The 14,531-nt window shown below is 64.9% G+C and carries 13 protein-coding genes; 8 read left to right on the top strand and 5 right to left on the bottom strand.

All coding sequences use genetic code 11. The features are described 5' to 3' along the window. Positions 1 to 253 precede the first annotated feature (253 nt). Positions 254 to 961 carry a peroxiredoxin-like family protein gene (locus ACVILH_RS21735; RefSeq protein WP_456714698.1) on the top strand — a complete coding sequence of 236 codons (708 nt, stop codon included), beginning with the start codon at positions 254 to 256 and terminating at the stop codon, positions 959 to 961. A 9-nt stretch (positions 962 to 970) separates the two neighbouring features. On the opposite strand, the gene ACVILH_RS21730 is transcribed toward ACVILH_RS21735, so the two are convergent. Further along, positions 971 to 1,858 (bottom strand): LysR family transcriptional regulator, encoded by an 888-nt coding sequence (locus tag ACVILH_RS21730; RefSeq protein WP_456714697.1) that lies wholly within the window; start codon positions 1,856 to 1,858, stop codon positions 971 to 973. Between the two features lie 214 nt (positions 1,859 to 2,072). On the opposite strand from ACVILH_RS21730, the gene ACVILH_RS21725 reads away from it, so the two are divergent. Together ACVILH_RS21725 and ACVILH_RS21720 are read left to right on the top strand one after the other, a co-directional pair. Beyond that, complete coding sequence (locus tag ACVILH_RS21725) at positions 2,073 to 2,897, top strand: 3-hydroxybutyrate dehydrogenase (RefSeq protein WP_456714696.1); 825 nt, start codon at positions 2,073 to 2,075, stop codon at positions 2,895 to 2,897. Positions 2,898 to 2,948: 51 nt separating this feature from the next. Then, on the top strand, positions 2,949 to 4,091 hold the full coding sequence (locus ACVILH_RS21720; protein WP_456714695.1) for a patatin-like phospholipase family protein: 1,143 nt from the start codon (positions 2,949 to 2,951) through the stop codon (positions 4,089 to 4,091). Positions 4,092 to 4,187: 96 nt separating this feature from the next. Here ACVILH_RS21720 and ACVILH_RS21715 read toward each other — a convergent pair whose 3' ends face one another. The 4 genes from ACVILH_RS21715 to ACVILH_RS21700 are packed head-to-tail and all read right to left on the bottom strand — an operon-like array spanning position 4,188 to position 6,709. Continuing rightward, positions 4,188 to 4,694, bottom strand: coding sequence for a DoxX family protein (locus tag ACVILH_RS21715; protein ID WP_456714694.1), 507 nt, complete (start codon positions 4,692 to 4,694; stop codon positions 4,188 to 4,190). Continuing rightward, entirely contained in the window at positions 4,691 to 5,473 is a 783-nt protein-coding gene (locus ACVILH_RS21710) for an HvfC/BufC family peptide modification chaperone (protein WP_456714693.1), read from the bottom strand. Before ACVILH_RS21710 ends, ACVILH_RS21715 begins: the two co-directional genes overlap by 4 nt. Further along, positions 5,463 to 6,368 (bottom strand): MNIO family bufferin maturase, encoded by a 906-nt coding sequence (bufB, locus tag ACVILH_RS21705; protein WP_456714692.1) that lies wholly within the window; start codon positions 6,366 to 6,368, stop codon positions 5,463 to 5,465. Before bufB ends, ACVILH_RS21710 begins: the two co-directional genes overlap by 11 nt. Positions 6,369 to 6,403: 35 nt before the next feature. Further along, positions 6,404 to 6,709 carry a BufA1 family periplasmic bufferin-type metallophore gene (locus tag ACVILH_RS21700; protein ID WP_006612598.1) on the bottom strand — a complete coding sequence of 102 codons (306 nt, stop codon included), beginning with the start codon at positions 6,707 to 6,709 and terminating at the stop codon, positions 6,404 to 6,406. A gap of 390 nt (positions 6,710 to 7,099) precedes the next feature. On the opposite strand from ACVILH_RS21700, the gene ACVILH_RS21695 reads away from it, so the two are divergent. The 5 genes from ACVILH_RS21695 to ACVILH_RS21675 all read left to right on the top strand — a co-directional run bounded on the left by ACVILH_RS21695 (position 7,100) and on the right by ACVILH_RS21675 (position 14,455). Continuing rightward, positions 7,100 to 9,121, top strand: coding sequence for an adenylate/guanylate cyclase domain-containing protein (locus ACVILH_RS21695; protein ID WP_456717043.1), 2,022 nt, complete (start codon positions 7,100 to 7,102; stop codon positions 9,119 to 9,121). Positions 9,122 to 9,552: 431 nt separating this feature from the next. After that, a complete protein-coding gene (locus ACVILH_RS21690) occupies positions 9,553 to 10,818 on the top strand; it encodes a cation:proton antiporter (protein ID WP_456714691.1) in 1,266 nt (421 codons plus the stop codon). 316 nt (positions 10,819 to 11,134) lie between these two features. Further along, the gene (locus ACVILH_RS21685) at positions 11,135 to 13,030 is read left to right on the top strand and encodes a PQQ-dependent dehydrogenase, methanol/ethanol family (protein WP_456714690.1); all 1,896 of its coding nucleotides are present in this window, start codon (positions 11,135 to 11,137) and stop codon (positions 13,028 to 13,030) included. Continuing rightward, positions 13,014 to 13,850 carry a substrate-binding domain-containing protein gene (locus tag ACVILH_RS21680; protein WP_456714689.1) on the top strand — a complete coding sequence of 279 codons (837 nt, stop codon included), beginning with the start codon at positions 13,014 to 13,016 and terminating at the stop codon, positions 13,848 to 13,850. Before ACVILH_RS21685 ends, ACVILH_RS21680 begins: the two co-directional genes overlap by 17 nt. Then, entirely contained in the window at positions 13,850 to 14,455 is a 606-nt protein-coding gene (locus ACVILH_RS21675) for a c-type cytochrome (RefSeq protein ID WP_456714688.1), read from the top strand. The genes ACVILH_RS21680 and ACVILH_RS21675 overlap by 1 nt, the downstream gene beginning before the upstream one ends. Positions 14,456 to 14,531: the final 76 nt, after the last annotated feature.

Here is a 14,531-nt window from a genome sequence, read left to right as displayed (position 1 = left end):
GAGCTGGGATGTTCTGAAATGCCAAACGTCTTTCGAGACGATAGCGCGGAGCTATCCATGCCCGGAGCTACGACCGACGCGCGCGACAACGCGGTCCGAGTGCGATTGGCAGCGGCTATCGAACCGATTGGGGATCGGCATTTCCATTTCGCCACCGGCGACGGTGAGGTGTCGTTTGCCCCAGGTTGCGCTTCGGCCGCCCTTTCAGGAACGGCGCAGCCGCCCTATTCTGCAGCTCTTCTCGGAGCCGATGATGACCGCTCTCTCCTCTGACGATGCCGAACGGCTGAAGCTCGCCTTCCAGCGCTGCCGCGAGATGGATGGCCCGCTGAACGAGCAGCTGCGCGCCTATGCGGACGCCGGCCGGGAGATCTTTCCGGCCTATGCGGCGGCGGTCGATCGGCTGGTCGAGCGGTTGGGAGACAACGGCGGGGGGCTCAATGCGCCCCGTCCCGGCGAGGAGATGCCGGCTTTCATCCTGCCCGACGAGCGCGGGCGTCTCGTCGCGCTCTCATCGCTCCTGGCGAGGGGTCCCGTCGCGGTGATGTTCTTTCGCGGTCATTGGTGTCCGTATTGCCGGCTCAACGTCCGCGCCGTGATCCAGGCCCAGCCGCGGATCGCGGACATAGGCGCGCAGCTGGTGGCCATCATGCCGGAAACTCAGGAGTATACTGGCCAGTTCAAGGCCGATTGCGGCGCGAGCTTTCCGGTGCTGACCGATCTCGACAACGGCTATGCGCTCTCGCTGAACCTCGCCTTCTGGCTTGGTCAAGAGATTCAGCAATTGCTGTCCTATCAGGACATGGCGAGATTTCACGGCAATGACGGCTGGATGCTGCCGATCCCCGCCGTGTTCGTGGTCGGCCGCGACGGCGTGGTCTCGTCGCGTTTCGTCGATCCGGATTTCCGCAGGCGGATGGACGTGGAGGATCTGGTCGAGGCGCTGAGACGCGCGACCTGAGCTCTCGCCTTAGCCAGCAATGCTCCGCCAGTCGGCGCCGCGAAGCATCCGCATGACGGCCGAAGCCACGGCCGTGCGCTGACGACCAGCGACGCCATAGAGGTTGACGGTGCGTCGTGCATCGAGCCCTGTGATAGCGGTGCGCTTCAGCGTGTCCGGTACCGGCGAGGTGTGCGGAATCATGGCGACCCCGATGTCGGCCTGGACCAGCTCGATCAGGTCGCGCTCCGAGCAGATCTCGTGACCGCGGTCGAAGTCGATTCCGCGCTCGCGCAAGCTCGCGGATATCCGGCTGCGATGCTCGCAATAGGTTCTGCTCAACAACTGTTCGGTTCTGAGATCGTCGATCTCGACCGTGCTGCGGCCGGCGAGATGATGGTCCCTGCGCACGACCAGTTCGAAATCCTCGGTGAACAGCGGCCACACATCGAGCCGATCCCAGCTTGCATCGATCTCCGCGGCAATACCGAGTTCAGCCTCGCCCTTCTTCAGATATTCCGCGACCTCGCCGCTGTTGCCACGCTGGAAACGAAACTCCAGCCGGTTGAACTGCCGCTTGATCTGTTCGAGGTGCGGGATCAGCAACGCCAGGTCGATCGAATGCGTGAGCGCGATCCGTAGCGCCCCGATCTCGCCGCTCTTGAACGAGGACGCCAGCGACCGGGCGCCGAGTGCGGCGTCATAGCACTGTTGCAGCAGCGGATGCATGCGCTGGCCGAGCTCGGTCAGCTGGGCCGACGGGCGTTCACGCCGGAACAGGTCACCGCCGAGCTCCGCCTCGAGCTGTTTGATCGCACGCGTCAGCGAAGGCTGCGTGACGTTGCACTCCTCTGCCGCCCTGGTGAAATTGAGCAGCCGTGCGACGGCGAGGAAGTAGCGGACCTGGTGCATTTCCATCGATCGCCTCCCTGCTCCTGTGTGTCGTGACTGAATAGCAAAAACCGGGCTGACGCACATCCGGGCTGCAATAGCGCCGGCCTATCGTTTCGGAAGCCATGCAGTATTTCCATCTCACCTGCCAGTCCCTCAGAACTGTGAGCGACATCGGACACCCCAAGGCGTCCGCTCGCCAAGACACTCCCAAGGACAAGACAATTACGAGGGATCCGCCATGAACGTTACCGTTCAAACGCCGTCACGGGTTACCACTCATGCCCTTGCCGGCAAGGTGGCGCTGGTCACCGGCTCGACCAGCGGCATCGGGCTCGGCATCGCACGCGCGCTGGCCGAGGCCGGCGCCGACATCGTGCTGAACGGCTTTGGCGACGCCAACGAGATCGAAATGACCCGGGAGCAGATCGCGACCGCATGCGGCGTGAGGGCGACCTACTCCGCGGCCGACATGACGAGCCCGGACTCCATCGCAGAGATGATCGCCACCACCATCGCTCGATCCGGCCGGCTCGACATCCTCGTCAACAACGCCGGCATCCAGCATGTCGCGCCGCTCGAACAATTCCCGCCTCAGAAATGGGACCAGATCCTCGCGATCAACCTGTCGTCGGCGTTTCACACCACGCGTCTCGCACTGCCCGCAATGCGCCAGAACGGCTTCGGCCGGATCATCAACATCGCCTCGGCTCACGGGCTGGTCGCTTCGCCGTTCAAGGCCGCCTATGTCGCGGCGAAGCACGGCATGGTCGGCCTGACCAAAGTGACGGCCCTGGAAGCGGCTGAGGACGGCATCACCTGCAATGCGATCTGCCCCGGCTATGTCTATACGCCGCTGGTCGAGGCGCAGATCGAAGGCCAGGCCAAGGCCCACGGCATCTCCCGCGACCAGGTGATCCGCGACGTGCTGCTGGCGCAGCAGCCGAACAAGCGCTTCGCGACCTCCGAGGAAATCGGCGCCCTGGCCGTGTTCCTGTCGAGCGCGGCCGCGGCCTCGATCACCGGGATCGCGCTGCCGGCGGACGGCGGCTGGACCGCGCATTGACGTTTCTGAGTGTGCGCCAGAACCACCAACAAACAAGCGAGGGAGCTGCACATGAAGGCCATGGACGCCGCAAAGGCAAGTGATGACAAACCGGGACAGATCGTGCTGGTGCTGCAGGGCGGCGGCGCGCTTGGGTCCTACCAGGCCGGCGCCTATCAGGCGCTGCATGAAGCCGGGATCGAGCCGGACTGGATCATCGGCACGTCGATCGGCGCGATCAACGCCAGCCTCATCGCCGGCAATACGGCGGACCAGCGGCTGCCGCGGCTACGGCAGTTCTGGAAGCGGATGGAGCAGAATCCGGTCTGGAACCTGCGTATCGCATTTCCCGGGTTCAACGAGCGCCTCGCCTATTGGTCGACGATCACCAACGGGATCCCCGGATTCTTTCGTCCGAACCCGTTTGCCCATGCCGGCTATTCCTATCCGCTCGGGCCCGACAATGCCGGCTTCTACTCGACGACGCCGCTGGAAGAGACGCTGAACGCGCTGGTCGACTTTGATCTGCTCAACCGCGGCGCACCTCGACTCACCGTCGGCGCTGCGCATGTGCGAACCAGCCAGATGCGCTATTTCGACAGCCGCGACGGCAAGCTGACGGTCAAACACGTCATGGCCTCGGGGGCGCTGCCCCCGGCCTTCCCGGCGGTTCGCATCGACGGTGAGCTGTACTGGGACGGCGGCATTCTCTCGAACACACCGACGGAAGCGGTCTTCGATGACAAGCCGCGTCGGAATTCCCTGATATTCGCCGTCCACCTGTGGAATCCGCTGGGTGCGGAGCCGACGACGATGGCCGAGGTGCTGAACCGCCACAAGGATGTGCAATACTCCAGCCGGATCGTCAGCCAGATCGCGCGTCAGCAACAGGCTCACCGGCTTCGCCATGTCATCAATGAGCTGGCGACGCGCCTGCCGGAGCACGAACGCAACGATCCGGCCGTCCGGGAGCTCGTCAGCTATGGCTGTTCGACGCGCATGCACGTGGTGCGTCTGCTCGCGCCGCAGCTCGACCATGAGACCCATACCAAGGACATCGACTTCAGCCCGTCCGGCATCATGCAGCGTTGGGATGCAGGCTACGCGCATACGCGATCCGTGCTGCAGCGGAAGCCATGGGTCGGCGAGTTCGATGCGCTCTCTGGCGTGATCCTGCACGAACATATGGATGAGATGCCGGTCGCGGCGGAGTGAAAACCCCGCCGCGAGCCCTCGAGAAGGCAACGAGCAAAGCCATGCCCGCTCGGACTTGGCTTCAAGGCGCAGCTCTCATCTTGAGACGCCGCGCGATCAGGTCCGGCTCCGCCAGGCGCAGATGAGGTGATCGAGCGACACACGTCCGCCGCCATGCGCGATCAGCGCCAGCGCCATCGCCGCCCAGGTGATATGCAGCGGCCAGCCATCGGGCACGGTGAGCTCGACGATCGCGGTCATGAACAACAGACCAAGCGCCGCGAACCGCGTGCCCAGACCGAGCACCAGCAGCACCGGAAACGTGACCTCGCCGCAGCCGGACATGAAGGCCATGACGCCGGGGGCCGGAAAATGGTAGGGGCCGCCGGGCAGATGCAGCATGAACTCGTCGCTGAACAGCGTCACCGCGGTGTCGCTCAGTTTGAGGAAGCCATCCCACTTCAGGATTCCGGAGCGCCAGAACGGCACGGCAAGCGCGACTCGCAGCGCCAGTTGCGCCAGCGATGGCGGCGCGATCATCTGCACGATCTGGCTCGCTTTGTCGGCGAGCGCGCCGAGCGGTGGAAGATTCGAACTGGCTGCGATGCGCTGCTCTGCACTCATTGGGCGGGTCCCGACGTAACTGAGGTCAAGGCGCCGGCCTCGATCAGCCCGGCGATGTTGGTGGCGATGTCGAACTGCGGTTCGGCGTCCAGAGCGCTCGCGGCCGCTTCGCCGAGCGGCTGGCCTTCGATGAGGCTGGCGACGAAAATTGCGCCGCCGGGCGGCAGCCGCCGCACCTCGACGTCGAACTCCGGGCGGACCACGAGCGCGTCCTCGGCAGCCGACGCATCGATACGCCCTGTCGGCTGGTCGGTCCGGTTCGCAGCAAAGATCGTGACGGCCGCAAAGCGGGATCGGACGAGACGGGTGGAGGGATGCGGAACGAACACGGCTTCGGCGAGCCGCTCGGGCGGGATCGTCGACAGGGCTGCGGGCGCCAAGGACGCGGCATCGGCGGCGTGGTAGGCGTCCAGCCACGCCCGCTCGATGCGCGCGACGTCGGCGAGCCACGGCAGCTCCGCGGCATGAGGATAAGCCGCAATGAACTCCGCAAAGCCGTGGCCATACGCAAACAGCAGCGGGGACGTCGGCGGCGTTTGCCGCAGATGACTGCGCGCCATCTCCCGAAAGAACTCCTCGCCCGTGATCCGCTGCACCGCCGGATAGATCGCGGCGAGCGCGTTGACGAGGCTCACCGTGACGTTGTTGCGGTAGACGTCATAGCGGCGGCCCGCCGGCCTGCCGCCCGCTCCCATGACCTCGGCCGGGGCCGCTGCGCTTGGCGCAAGCAGGCCGGCGGCAAACGCGGCTGTGTAGTTGAACGGCTCGTCAGGCTGCATGGCGGGTGCTCCCGGCCGCTTCATCGAGAATGCGCTGAGCCGCCGTCGCCTCGGCTTTCAGCACGTGCCATTCCGGGATCTTGCTGTCCCACTCGACCAGCGTCGGCAGCGGTCCGCAACGGGCGATCACGATCTCGAACAGCTTCCAGACCGCATCCGCCACCGGTCCGTCATGGCTGTCGATCAGCAGCACATCGCCGTCCTCGCCGCGCTGCGCGGCATGGCCGGCAAGGTGGATCTCGCCGACCCGCTCCAGCGGGAAGTCGTTCAGATAGTCCCGCGCCGCGAAGCCGTGATTGGTCGCCGAGACGAAGACATTGTTGACGTCGAGCAGCAGCCCGCAGCCGGTCCGCTGTGTGACGCTGCGGAGGAAATCGGTTTCGCTGATCGTCGAGTTGCGGAAGGTGACGTAGGTGGCGGGATTCTCCAGCAGGATCGGCCGCCGGATCGCCTCCTGGACTTGGTCGATATGCTCGCAGACCCGCGCCAGCGTGGCCGAGGTATAGGGGAGCGGCAGTAGGTCGTTGAAGAAGCTGGTGGCGTGCGTGGACCAGGCCAGATGCTCGGACACCAGCGTCGGCTGGTAGCGTGCGACAAGGGCGCGAAACCGGGCGAGATGGTCGCGATCGACAGGCGCCGAGCCCCCGATCGACATGCAGACGCCGTGCAGCGAGAGCGCATGGTCGCGCCGGAGACGCTCCAGCGCGCGATGCGGCGGACCACCGGCGCCCATATAGTTCTCGGCGTGCACCTCGAAGAAGCCGCGCTGCGGCGGCTCCGCGAGAATGGCCGGGAGATGCTCATGCTTGAAGCAGGTACCTGCCACACCCCCGACAAATGGAGGGAAGCGAAGGGGCATGGGCTCTGGAGCCCGCAACGAGATCAGATCCTTCATCACTTCCCTCCCCTCGCCTCCCGTTGTCCACCGGCTCAGATCGGCTTGAGCGATCCTTTCTTGCCGTTCGGCAGTTCGATATTGGCGCAGGTGCCGCCGGCCACGAACTTCCAGGCGTTACCCTGGTAGTCGGTCGTGGACGTCCCCTGGCAGGTCGTGCCGGGGCCGGCGGCGCAGTCGTTCTGGCCCTTCAGGGCGACGCCGAAGCATTTCTCCTTCTTGGCGGCGACGGCGGCGTCGACCTCGGCCTTGGTGAGGGGGCCGGCGGCGGCGAGCGTGGCGAGTGCGGTGGAGACGGCGCCCGCGAGCGCGAGCGAGGTGATGGTGGTCTTGGTCGACATTCAATTCTCCTCTCGGTTTGCTTCGCCCACACCGGCGAATTCGCACTGTCTCCTTCGGATCGATGAGGATCGCCGTTAGCAGCGATCGTGATCACAGATCCGTGAGACAGTCGTCCAGCGCGCAAATCGTGCTGCGCCGAGGGGAATTAGCCTCGTCCTGCCGCGCGAATGCCAATGCCCAGCGGCTATGACGGCATTAGCCCTTCGGCATTGGCCTCTCCGTCGGCGGCCTGCGACACTGGACGTAACCATCACAGCCGCCTGCACGTAAGACGATCAGGCATGGGAGGCGGCCAAGGGAAGCAGATGGTGATCCCACACGCGCAACATCGGAACGCGAGCTCCGCCTCGTACGGCATTACCGTCAGCATTCGCGTGGTGGTCTCGGCGATGGTGCTGGCTGCCATCCTTCTGACTGCGGTCACATCCAGCCTCGTCTGGTGGCGGACGGCCGATGCCTCCAGCCGTCAGCTGGCATCGACCATCAACGACCAGATCGTTGCTGCCGTCCGCAAGGAGGTCGCATCCATCGTCGACCAGGCGCACGCTGCGCACACCGCGATCCGCACCTTGTTTCTGCAGAACGTGCTGGAGACCCGCGAGGCGGATAAACGCGAGTTCGTCTTCCTCTCGCAGCTGCAGTCGCATCCGACCATTTCCTGGGCCGCCTTCGGCTGGCCGGACGGCTCGTTCTTCGCCGCCCACAAATTGGGAGACCGCCGGCTCGAGATGATGGAGATCTCGCTGACCGATCATGCGGGCGAGCGCCGCATCGACGAATATGACGTCGTGCCCGGTGACATCGAGTTCGCCAGCCGGCGGTTCGTACCGACCGGCTTTCGCGTCACGGATCAGGCCTGGTTCAGGGGTGCGATCGCAGCCGACCGGCCGGACTGGTTCAAAATGGCCGAGCATCCGACGGGAGCGAGCGCGGCGATTGCGTTCGCTGGCCCCATCGATGTCTACCAGGAACGGCAGGGCGTGCTCGCGATCATCATCGAGTATACGCGGCTGTCGCGCTTCCTGGCCCAACTCGAGGTTGGTCGCACCGGTGCTGCCTTCATCTTCGACGGCAGCGGCGCGCTGGTGGCGTCGCCCGACGCCAACGCCGACGAAATTAATCCGGCAAGGGGCGAGCAGCCGGCGCTGTTGCCCGTTGCGCAGCGGGCGGTCGCAATGGCGATCGACCAGAAGATGGACGAGGCTTGGCGCAGCCGCCTCACCGATGTCGCCGATGCCTACGAGACCACGGTGACGCCGCTGCCGTTCCCGGGCTGGCGCCTCGTGACGGTAATCCCCGAAGCCGAGTTTCTCGGTCCCGTGCAGGCCACCCTGCACCGGCTGATCGTCATGCTGGTGGCAGGGGCTGCGCTGGCCGCACTCGCTTCGGCGATCCTGGTGCGCTCGATGATCGCCGTCCCGCTCGCGCGCGTCGTCGGCGAGTTGCGTCACGTCGAGGCCTTCGCACTGGAATCGGTCCGTTGCCATCCATCCCGGCTGCGCGAGATCGGTAGCCTGTCCGGCGCCATCGCCGAGATGGCGTCGGGCCTCTCCGCATTCCGCAAGTTCATTCCGACCGATCTGGTCCGCGGACTGCTGCGCCAGGGCGTCCAGGCGAAGCCCGGCGGAACGCTGCAGGAGCTCACCGTGATGTTCATCGACATCGCCGGCTTCACCGGCTTGTCGGAGCGCATGGGCGACGGCCTCGTCGGGCTGCTGTCGCGCTATCTCGACCTGGTCTCCGAAGTCGTCGTCGCGCATGGCGGAACGATCGACAAATTCATCGGTGACGCCGTGATGGCCTTCTGGGGCGCACCACAGCCCCAGGCGGACCACGCATTGCGCTGCTGCCTCGCCGCGCTCGCCTGTCAGCGCGCCATCGACGAGGCCGATCTCGTCGACGATCTCGGACAAAAGCTGAGAATCCGGATCGGGATCAACACTGGTCGCATGCTGGTCGGCAATATCGGCTCCGAACTGCGGCTGAACTACACGGTGATCGGAGATGCCGTGAACGTCGCCAGCCGGCTGGAGGGCGCCAACAAGGCTTATGGCACGACGGTGCTGATCGGAGAAGCGACGGCGCGAAACGCCGGCTCCTCGATCATCGTTCGCGAGGTCGACCGTATTGGCGTGTATGGCCGCGAACAGGGATTGGCGGTCTACGAATTGATCACGCACGTGGCCGGTGCCGCAACCGGACCTCGTCCATCCTGGATCGACGACTATGAACGCGCCTTGGCCTGCTACCGGCACAGGAACTTTCCCGACGCTGCCGGCGGCTTCGCGCGTGTGCTGCTCGAGCGCCCTCACGACGGACCGGCAGCCCTGATGCTGGAGCGCAGCAAGCGCATGTTGGCCGATGCTGCCGACCGAGCCTGGCAGCCGGTCGCGACGCTGACCACGAAGTGAGCACAGTCTCACAGGATTTCTATTCTACGGGCCACTAACAACGCGTGCCGCTGCTCCAAGCTTCAGCAGGCGATCTCCGCGTCGAGCGACAGCATCCCGAGCGCCGTCCTGAACGCGGCCTCGCGGACCTCGGCGGCAAGCGCCGCGTGGGGGATCGTCCGGGCCAGCGTCACGCCGCCCGTGCATGGGACCGCTCGTAGAGCCTATTATCGCCTGCAGTAGATCCCGGTAAGCCGTCCGAACCTGCGGCTCGGCCCTCGCGATGTCCGACGTCCCTGAGAGTGGAACGAACCATCTCGCCCGGGCTTTGCGTGAGAAGATAGCGCGGTCGGTTCGCCAGCAGACGCGGCAGATTGCGCTCCGTCCTGGTCTGCCGTCGTTCGTCAGAGCAGCCGCGCATCGCGGCGCCACCCTAGAGGAGCGAGAGTGAGTTGGCGTTTTCCCTTCTAGACCTGAGCGCAATCCTGCTGGCGCTCTCGGCACTGTTCGGCTGGCTGAATCAGAAATACAGCCCGTTGCCACATTCGATCGGCCTCCTCCTGATGAGCGTCGTGGTCTCCGGCATTCTGGTGGCAATCGATTTGGCATCGCCATCCCACCACCTGTTCGCACCATTGACGAATGCGCTGCTGCAGATCGACTTTACGTCGGTCGTGATGAACGGGATGCTGGGCTTTCTGCTATTCGCCGGCTCCCTGCATGTCGATCTGCAAAAGCTCAAACGCCGGGCGATCCCGGTTCTCACGCTTGCGCTGTTTGGCACGGGCATCTCGACCTTGGTGGTCGGTTTCGGCTTCTACGGGGCTTGCATGGCCATCGGCCTGCCGATCTCGCTCGCCTGGTGCCTGGTGTTTGGCGCCCTGATCAGCCCTACTGATCCGGTGGCGGTTCTGAGTACGCTCAAGAACATCAGCGTTCCGCCGGACCTCGAGATCGAGATGCAGGGAGAATCGCTGTTCAACGACGGCGTCGGCATCGTTCTGTTCACGATCCTGCTCCGCTACGCCACGGGCAGCGGAGATGTCGGTCCCGTCGATATCGGCGAGATGCTGCTGCTCGAGGCGGGTGGCGGCATTCTCCTGGGTGTTGCCGGCGGCTACATCGCCTACCGGGCCATGCATGCGATCGACGATTACGCGATCGAGGTTCTGGTCTCTCTGGCGCTCGTCACCTCTGTCTATGCGGCTGCCCTGCGGCTTCATTGCAGCGCGCCGCTTGCCGTCGTCGCAGCCGGATTGCTGATCGGGGATCGTGGCCCGCGATATGCCATGAGCGAGCAGACCCAGCGCTATTTGTTCGGACTGTGGACGCTGATCGACGAGATCCTGAATTCCGTACTCTTCCTGTTGATCGGCCTCGAGGTCCTTCTGCTGCGCTTTGGCGCGCTTGCATTGCTCGGCGCCGCGACAGCCATTCCCCTCGTGCTGCTCGGCCGGCTGATCGCAGTCAGCCTTCCGCTCCTGTTCCTTGCCCGCACCGCGCTGGTCTCGGCCCACAACATCCCGTTCCTGACCTGGGCCGGCGTGCGCGGTGGCATCTCCGTAGCCTTGGCGCTGTCTCTACCGGAAGACCCGGCCAAGGCGCCGATTCTCGCTGCGACCTATGCGGTCGTCGTGTTCAGCGTCATCGTGCAGGGGTCAACGCTCGGTCTCGTTGCCAGGCGGACGTTATCTCTGCCGGCCCGGGCGACCCGCTGAGAAATTCCGCCCTGCCCTCTTCGAGCGCAGCATTCTCGCTCGTGCCGAGACCATTGCGTTCTGCTGCTTTCAGATCATTCGTAGCGTCAGCTCGCTCGCCTTGCTCATCGTGGAGCAGTATGTCGCCAAACCAAATTGGCGCAATGAGCGACTGAGGTACTCAGGAAGAGGGTTCGTAAATATCATTCCCTCGCGGCAGACCAGCACGCCTTCTGCATCAATTGAGACGTCTGCCTGCAATTTTAGGAACGGTCTTCGTTCCCATTGTTTGTACGTCGCGGCGCGCCGATGAGGCGTACACGGAGATCGGTAACCTATGTTAGCTCCCGTGTGTCGTACCGCAAAACTTGCGGTGATCTTCGGCCTCGCGACATGGCTCCCGGCGGTCGTCGCCCAGCAGAGCGACCTCGAACGCCGCATGCAGGACCCGGCGCAATGGCCGATGCCGGCACGGGACTACGCCAACACCCGCTACAGTCCACTCGACCAGATCAACACCAGCAATGCCGGACAGCTGCAGCTCGCCTGGACGTTTTCGGTCGGGGTCGACCGCGGCCAGGAGGCTGCGCCGATCGTCATCGACAACACGATGTATGTCGTCGGCCCCTATGACGGTCCTTATCCCAACCGCGTGTTCGCAATCGATGCGACGACGGGCGAGTTGAAATGGTCCTACGCGCCAAGGCCTGAACCCGCCGCGAAGGGCGTCGCCTGCTGCGACGTCGTCAATCGCGGCCTCGCCTTCGACAACGGCAAGGTCTTCCTCAACACCCTCGACGACAACACCGTTGCAATCGATGCCAACACCGGCAAGGAGACCTGGCACACCAAGCTCGGCGAGATCAACAAGGGCGAGACCATCACGATGGCGCCCATTGTTGCGAAGGGCAAGGTGATCGTCGGCAACAGCGGCGGCGAGCTCGGCGTTCGCGGCTGGGTCACCGCGCTGGACGAGAACACCGGCGCGATCGCCTGGCGCGCCTATGCAACCGGACCTGACAAGGATGTCCTGATCGGCGACGACTTCAAGCCGTTCTACGACAGCTTCAAAGGCAAGGATCTCGGCGTCACCAGCTGGCCGGCTGACCGCTGGCGCACCGGCGGCGGCACGATGTGGGGCTGGGTGTCGTTCGATCCCGCGCTCAACATGATCTTCTTCGGCACGGCCAATCCGTCGCCGTGGAACGCCAACCAGCGCAAGGGCGACAATCTCTGGAGCTCGACGATCTTCGGCCGCGACATCGATACCGGTCACGCCAAATGGGCCTATCAGGTCAATCCGCATGATCTGTTCGATCATGACGAGATCAACGAGAACGTGCTGGTCGATCTCGACATCGACGGCAAGACGCGGAAGGCGCTGATCCATCCCGGCCGCAACGGCTACATGTATGTGATGGACCGCACCACCGGCGAGGTGATCTCGGCCGACGCCTATGAGTTCATCAACGCCTACAAGGGCGTCGACCTCAAGACCGGCCGCATCATCCCGAACGAGGAGAAGACGCCGGTCCTCGGCAAAAATATCGAGAACATCTGCCCGACCGCGCCTGGCGCCAAGGACTGGCAGCCCACCGCATGGTCACCGCGGACAAAACTGCTCTACGTGCCGCACCAGCATCTGTGCATGAATTTCAGGGCGAGCGAGGTCGGCTACATCGCCGGCACGCCGTTCGTCGGAGCCGACGTCGACATGTTCGCTGGCCCCGGCGGCTATCGCGGCGAGTTCATGGCCTGGGATCCCGTCGCCCGCAAGAAGGTGTGGGAGATTCACGAGAAACTGCCGGTGTGGGCGGGCACGTTGGTGACCGCCGGCGACGTCACCTTCTACGCCACCATGGACCGGATGTTCAAAGCCGTGAACGCAAAAACCGGCGAGGTGCTCTGGCAATTCCGCGCCGGCTCCGGCTTCATCGGTCAGCCGGTGACCTATCGCGGCAGCGACGGCCAGCAATATGTCGCGATCCTTTCCGGCGTCGGCGGCTGGCCCGGCGTCGTCGCCAATGCCGAGGTCGATCCGCGCGTGCGCAACGGCGCACTCGGCTTCACTGGCGCGACGCAAGATCTGCCGTTCTATACGGCCGGCGGCAGCGAGCTCCTGGTGTTCAAGCTCGGCAACGCCACGCAGCACGCCAATCAGCAAGCACCGACACAGACCACGCAGCCTGCCGGTGGAACGGATCAGGAGAAGACCGATGCGCCGGCTCGCTGATATCGCCCTGCTCGCGCTGCTCGGCATCGCCATCCCCGCTCATGCAGAGGAGCCGGTGTATGCGCCGTCGCTGCGCGTCTGCGCCGATCCCAACAACCTGCCATTCTCGAACCAGGCCGGCGAGGGTTTTGAGAACAAACTCGCGCAGATGGTGGCCAAGACGCTCGGCTGGAGCGTGACCTACACCTGGTGGGCGCAGCGACGCGGCTTCGTCAGGAAGACCCTCAAGGCCGGATTGTGCGACATCGTCATGGGCGTTCCCGCGCACTACGATCTGGTCGAGACGACCAGGCCTTACTACCGCTCGACCTATGTCTTCGTTTCGCGCGCCGACCGTCATCTCGAACTCGCCTCGTTGGAAGATCCACGGCTGCGTACGCTCACGATCGGCGTGCACCTGATCGGCGACGACGGCAACAACCCGCCCCCGGCACATGCGCTGGGCCAGGAAGGGATCATCGACAACGTCAGGGGGTATCCGATCTATGGAGACTACCGGGAGCCCAACCCGCCGGCGCGGTTGATCGACGCCGTGACCAGTGGCGGCATCGATGTCGCCGCAGCCTGGGGACCGCTTGCGGGCTACTTCGCGAAGCAATCGTCCGTGCCGCTCGCGATCACGCCGATCGACGACGACGGCCGCTTCGCGCCGCTGCGCTTCCGCTTCGCTATCGCCATGGGCGTCAGGAAGGGCGACGACGCACTGCGCGACCGGCTCAACGCGTTCATCGACGGCAACAGGGCCGAGATCACCGCGCTGCTGACGAGCTATGGCGTACCGTTGGTGGACCCAGTGCAGACAGTCTCGGGAGGACATTGATGCGCCTTGCCTCCGGACTCTCAGTCGCCGTCCTGATCACCGCGATCGGCTTGCAGCTGCCCCAAGCCGCGGCGGCACCCCCGACGGATGCACCCGGCCCCGGCGTCGGGGCGGAGATCGCCGGGGGCCGGGCGACGACACTGATCCAGACGCCGGTGAGCCATCTCTCTCCGGGCAACCTCCCGGCCGCTCCCGCGCTGAAGAATCCCGCCGCCGGCGATCCGCAATCCGCCACCCGCGGCATGACCGCCTTCATCAGTATGAATTGCGTCGGCTGCCATGCGCCCAATGGCGGCGGCGGCATGGGCCCAGCGCTGAGCAACAAGATCTTCATTTACGGGTCCAGCCCCGCGAACATCTATCTCTCGATCTATCAGGGCCGTCCCAATGGGATGCCGGCCTGGGGCGCGACGCTTCCCGACTCCATGATCTGGGACCTGGTCAGCTATATCGGCCAGATCAGCAACGAGCCGACGACCCAATGGGGCCGCACCTTCTCGGCCACGCCATTGTCGCCGGCCATCGAGCAGGTCCCGGCCGAAAAGGGGCTGACGCCCGATCCTTGGGCGACCACCACGGCGTTCAAGCAAGGCCAGAAGCCTTGAGGGACATCGGCCACCATACGCGTCAGGCCTGCGCAGGCGCGCACCGCGGCTTCTCGGGCGGCGTCCGGCTCGTCGT

It is taken from the genome of Bradyrhizobium sp. USDA 4353 (genome assembly GCF_054063215.1).
The sequence above is the reverse complement of the archived record's forward strand: the minus strand, read 5'-3'. Positions and strand labels throughout refer to the sequence as shown.

Bases quoted from the DNA above. Each gene is read 5' to 3' on its own strand.
- ACVILH_RS21675 (WP_456714688.1), top strand. From the start codon at position 13,850: ATGCGCCTTGCCTCCGGACTCTCAGTCGCCGTCCTGATCACCGCGATC.
- ACVILH_RS21715 (WP_456714694.1), bottom strand. From the start codon at position 4,694: ATGAGTGCAGAGCAGCGCATCGCAGCCAGTTCGAATCTTCCACCGCTC.
- ACVILH_RS21720 (WP_456714695.1), top strand. From the start codon at position 2,949: ATGAAGGCCATGGACGCCGCAAAGGCAAGTGATGACAAACCGGGACAG.
- ACVILH_RS21725 (WP_456714696.1), top strand. From the start codon at position 2,073: ATGAACGTTACCGTTCAAACGCCGTCACGGGTTACCACTCATGCCCTT.
- ACVILH_RS21710 (WP_456714693.1), bottom strand. From the start codon at position 5,473: ATGCAGCCTGACGAGCCGTTCAACTACACAGCCGCGTTTGCCGCCGGC.
- bufB (WP_456714692.1), bottom strand. From the start codon at position 6,368: ATGAAGGATCTGATCTCGTTGCGGGCTCCAGAGCCCATGCCCCTTCGC.
- ACVILH_RS21695 (WP_456717043.1), top strand. From the start codon at position 7,100: ATGGTGCTGGCTGCCATCCTTCTGACTGCGGTCACATCCAGCCTCGTC.
- ACVILH_RS21735 (WP_456714698.1), top strand. From the start codon at position 254: ATGACCGCTCTCTCCTCTGACGATGCCGAACGGCTGAAGCTCGCCTTC.
- ACVILH_RS21680 (WP_456714689.1), top strand. From the start codon at position 13,014: ATGCGCCGGCTCGCTGATATCGCCCTGCTCGCGCTGCTCGGCATCGCC.
- ACVILH_RS21730 (WP_456714697.1), bottom strand. From the start codon at position 1,858: ATGGAAATGCACCAGGTCCGCTACTTCCTCGCCGTCGCACGGCTGCTC.
- ACVILH_RS21700 (WP_006612598.1), bottom strand. From the start codon at position 6,709: ATGTCGACCAAGACCACCATCACCTCGCTCGCGCTCGCGGGCGCCGTC.
- ACVILH_RS21685 (WP_456714690.1), top strand. From the start codon at position 11,135: ATGTTAGCTCCCGTGTGTCGTACCGCAAAACTTGCGGTGATCTTCGGC.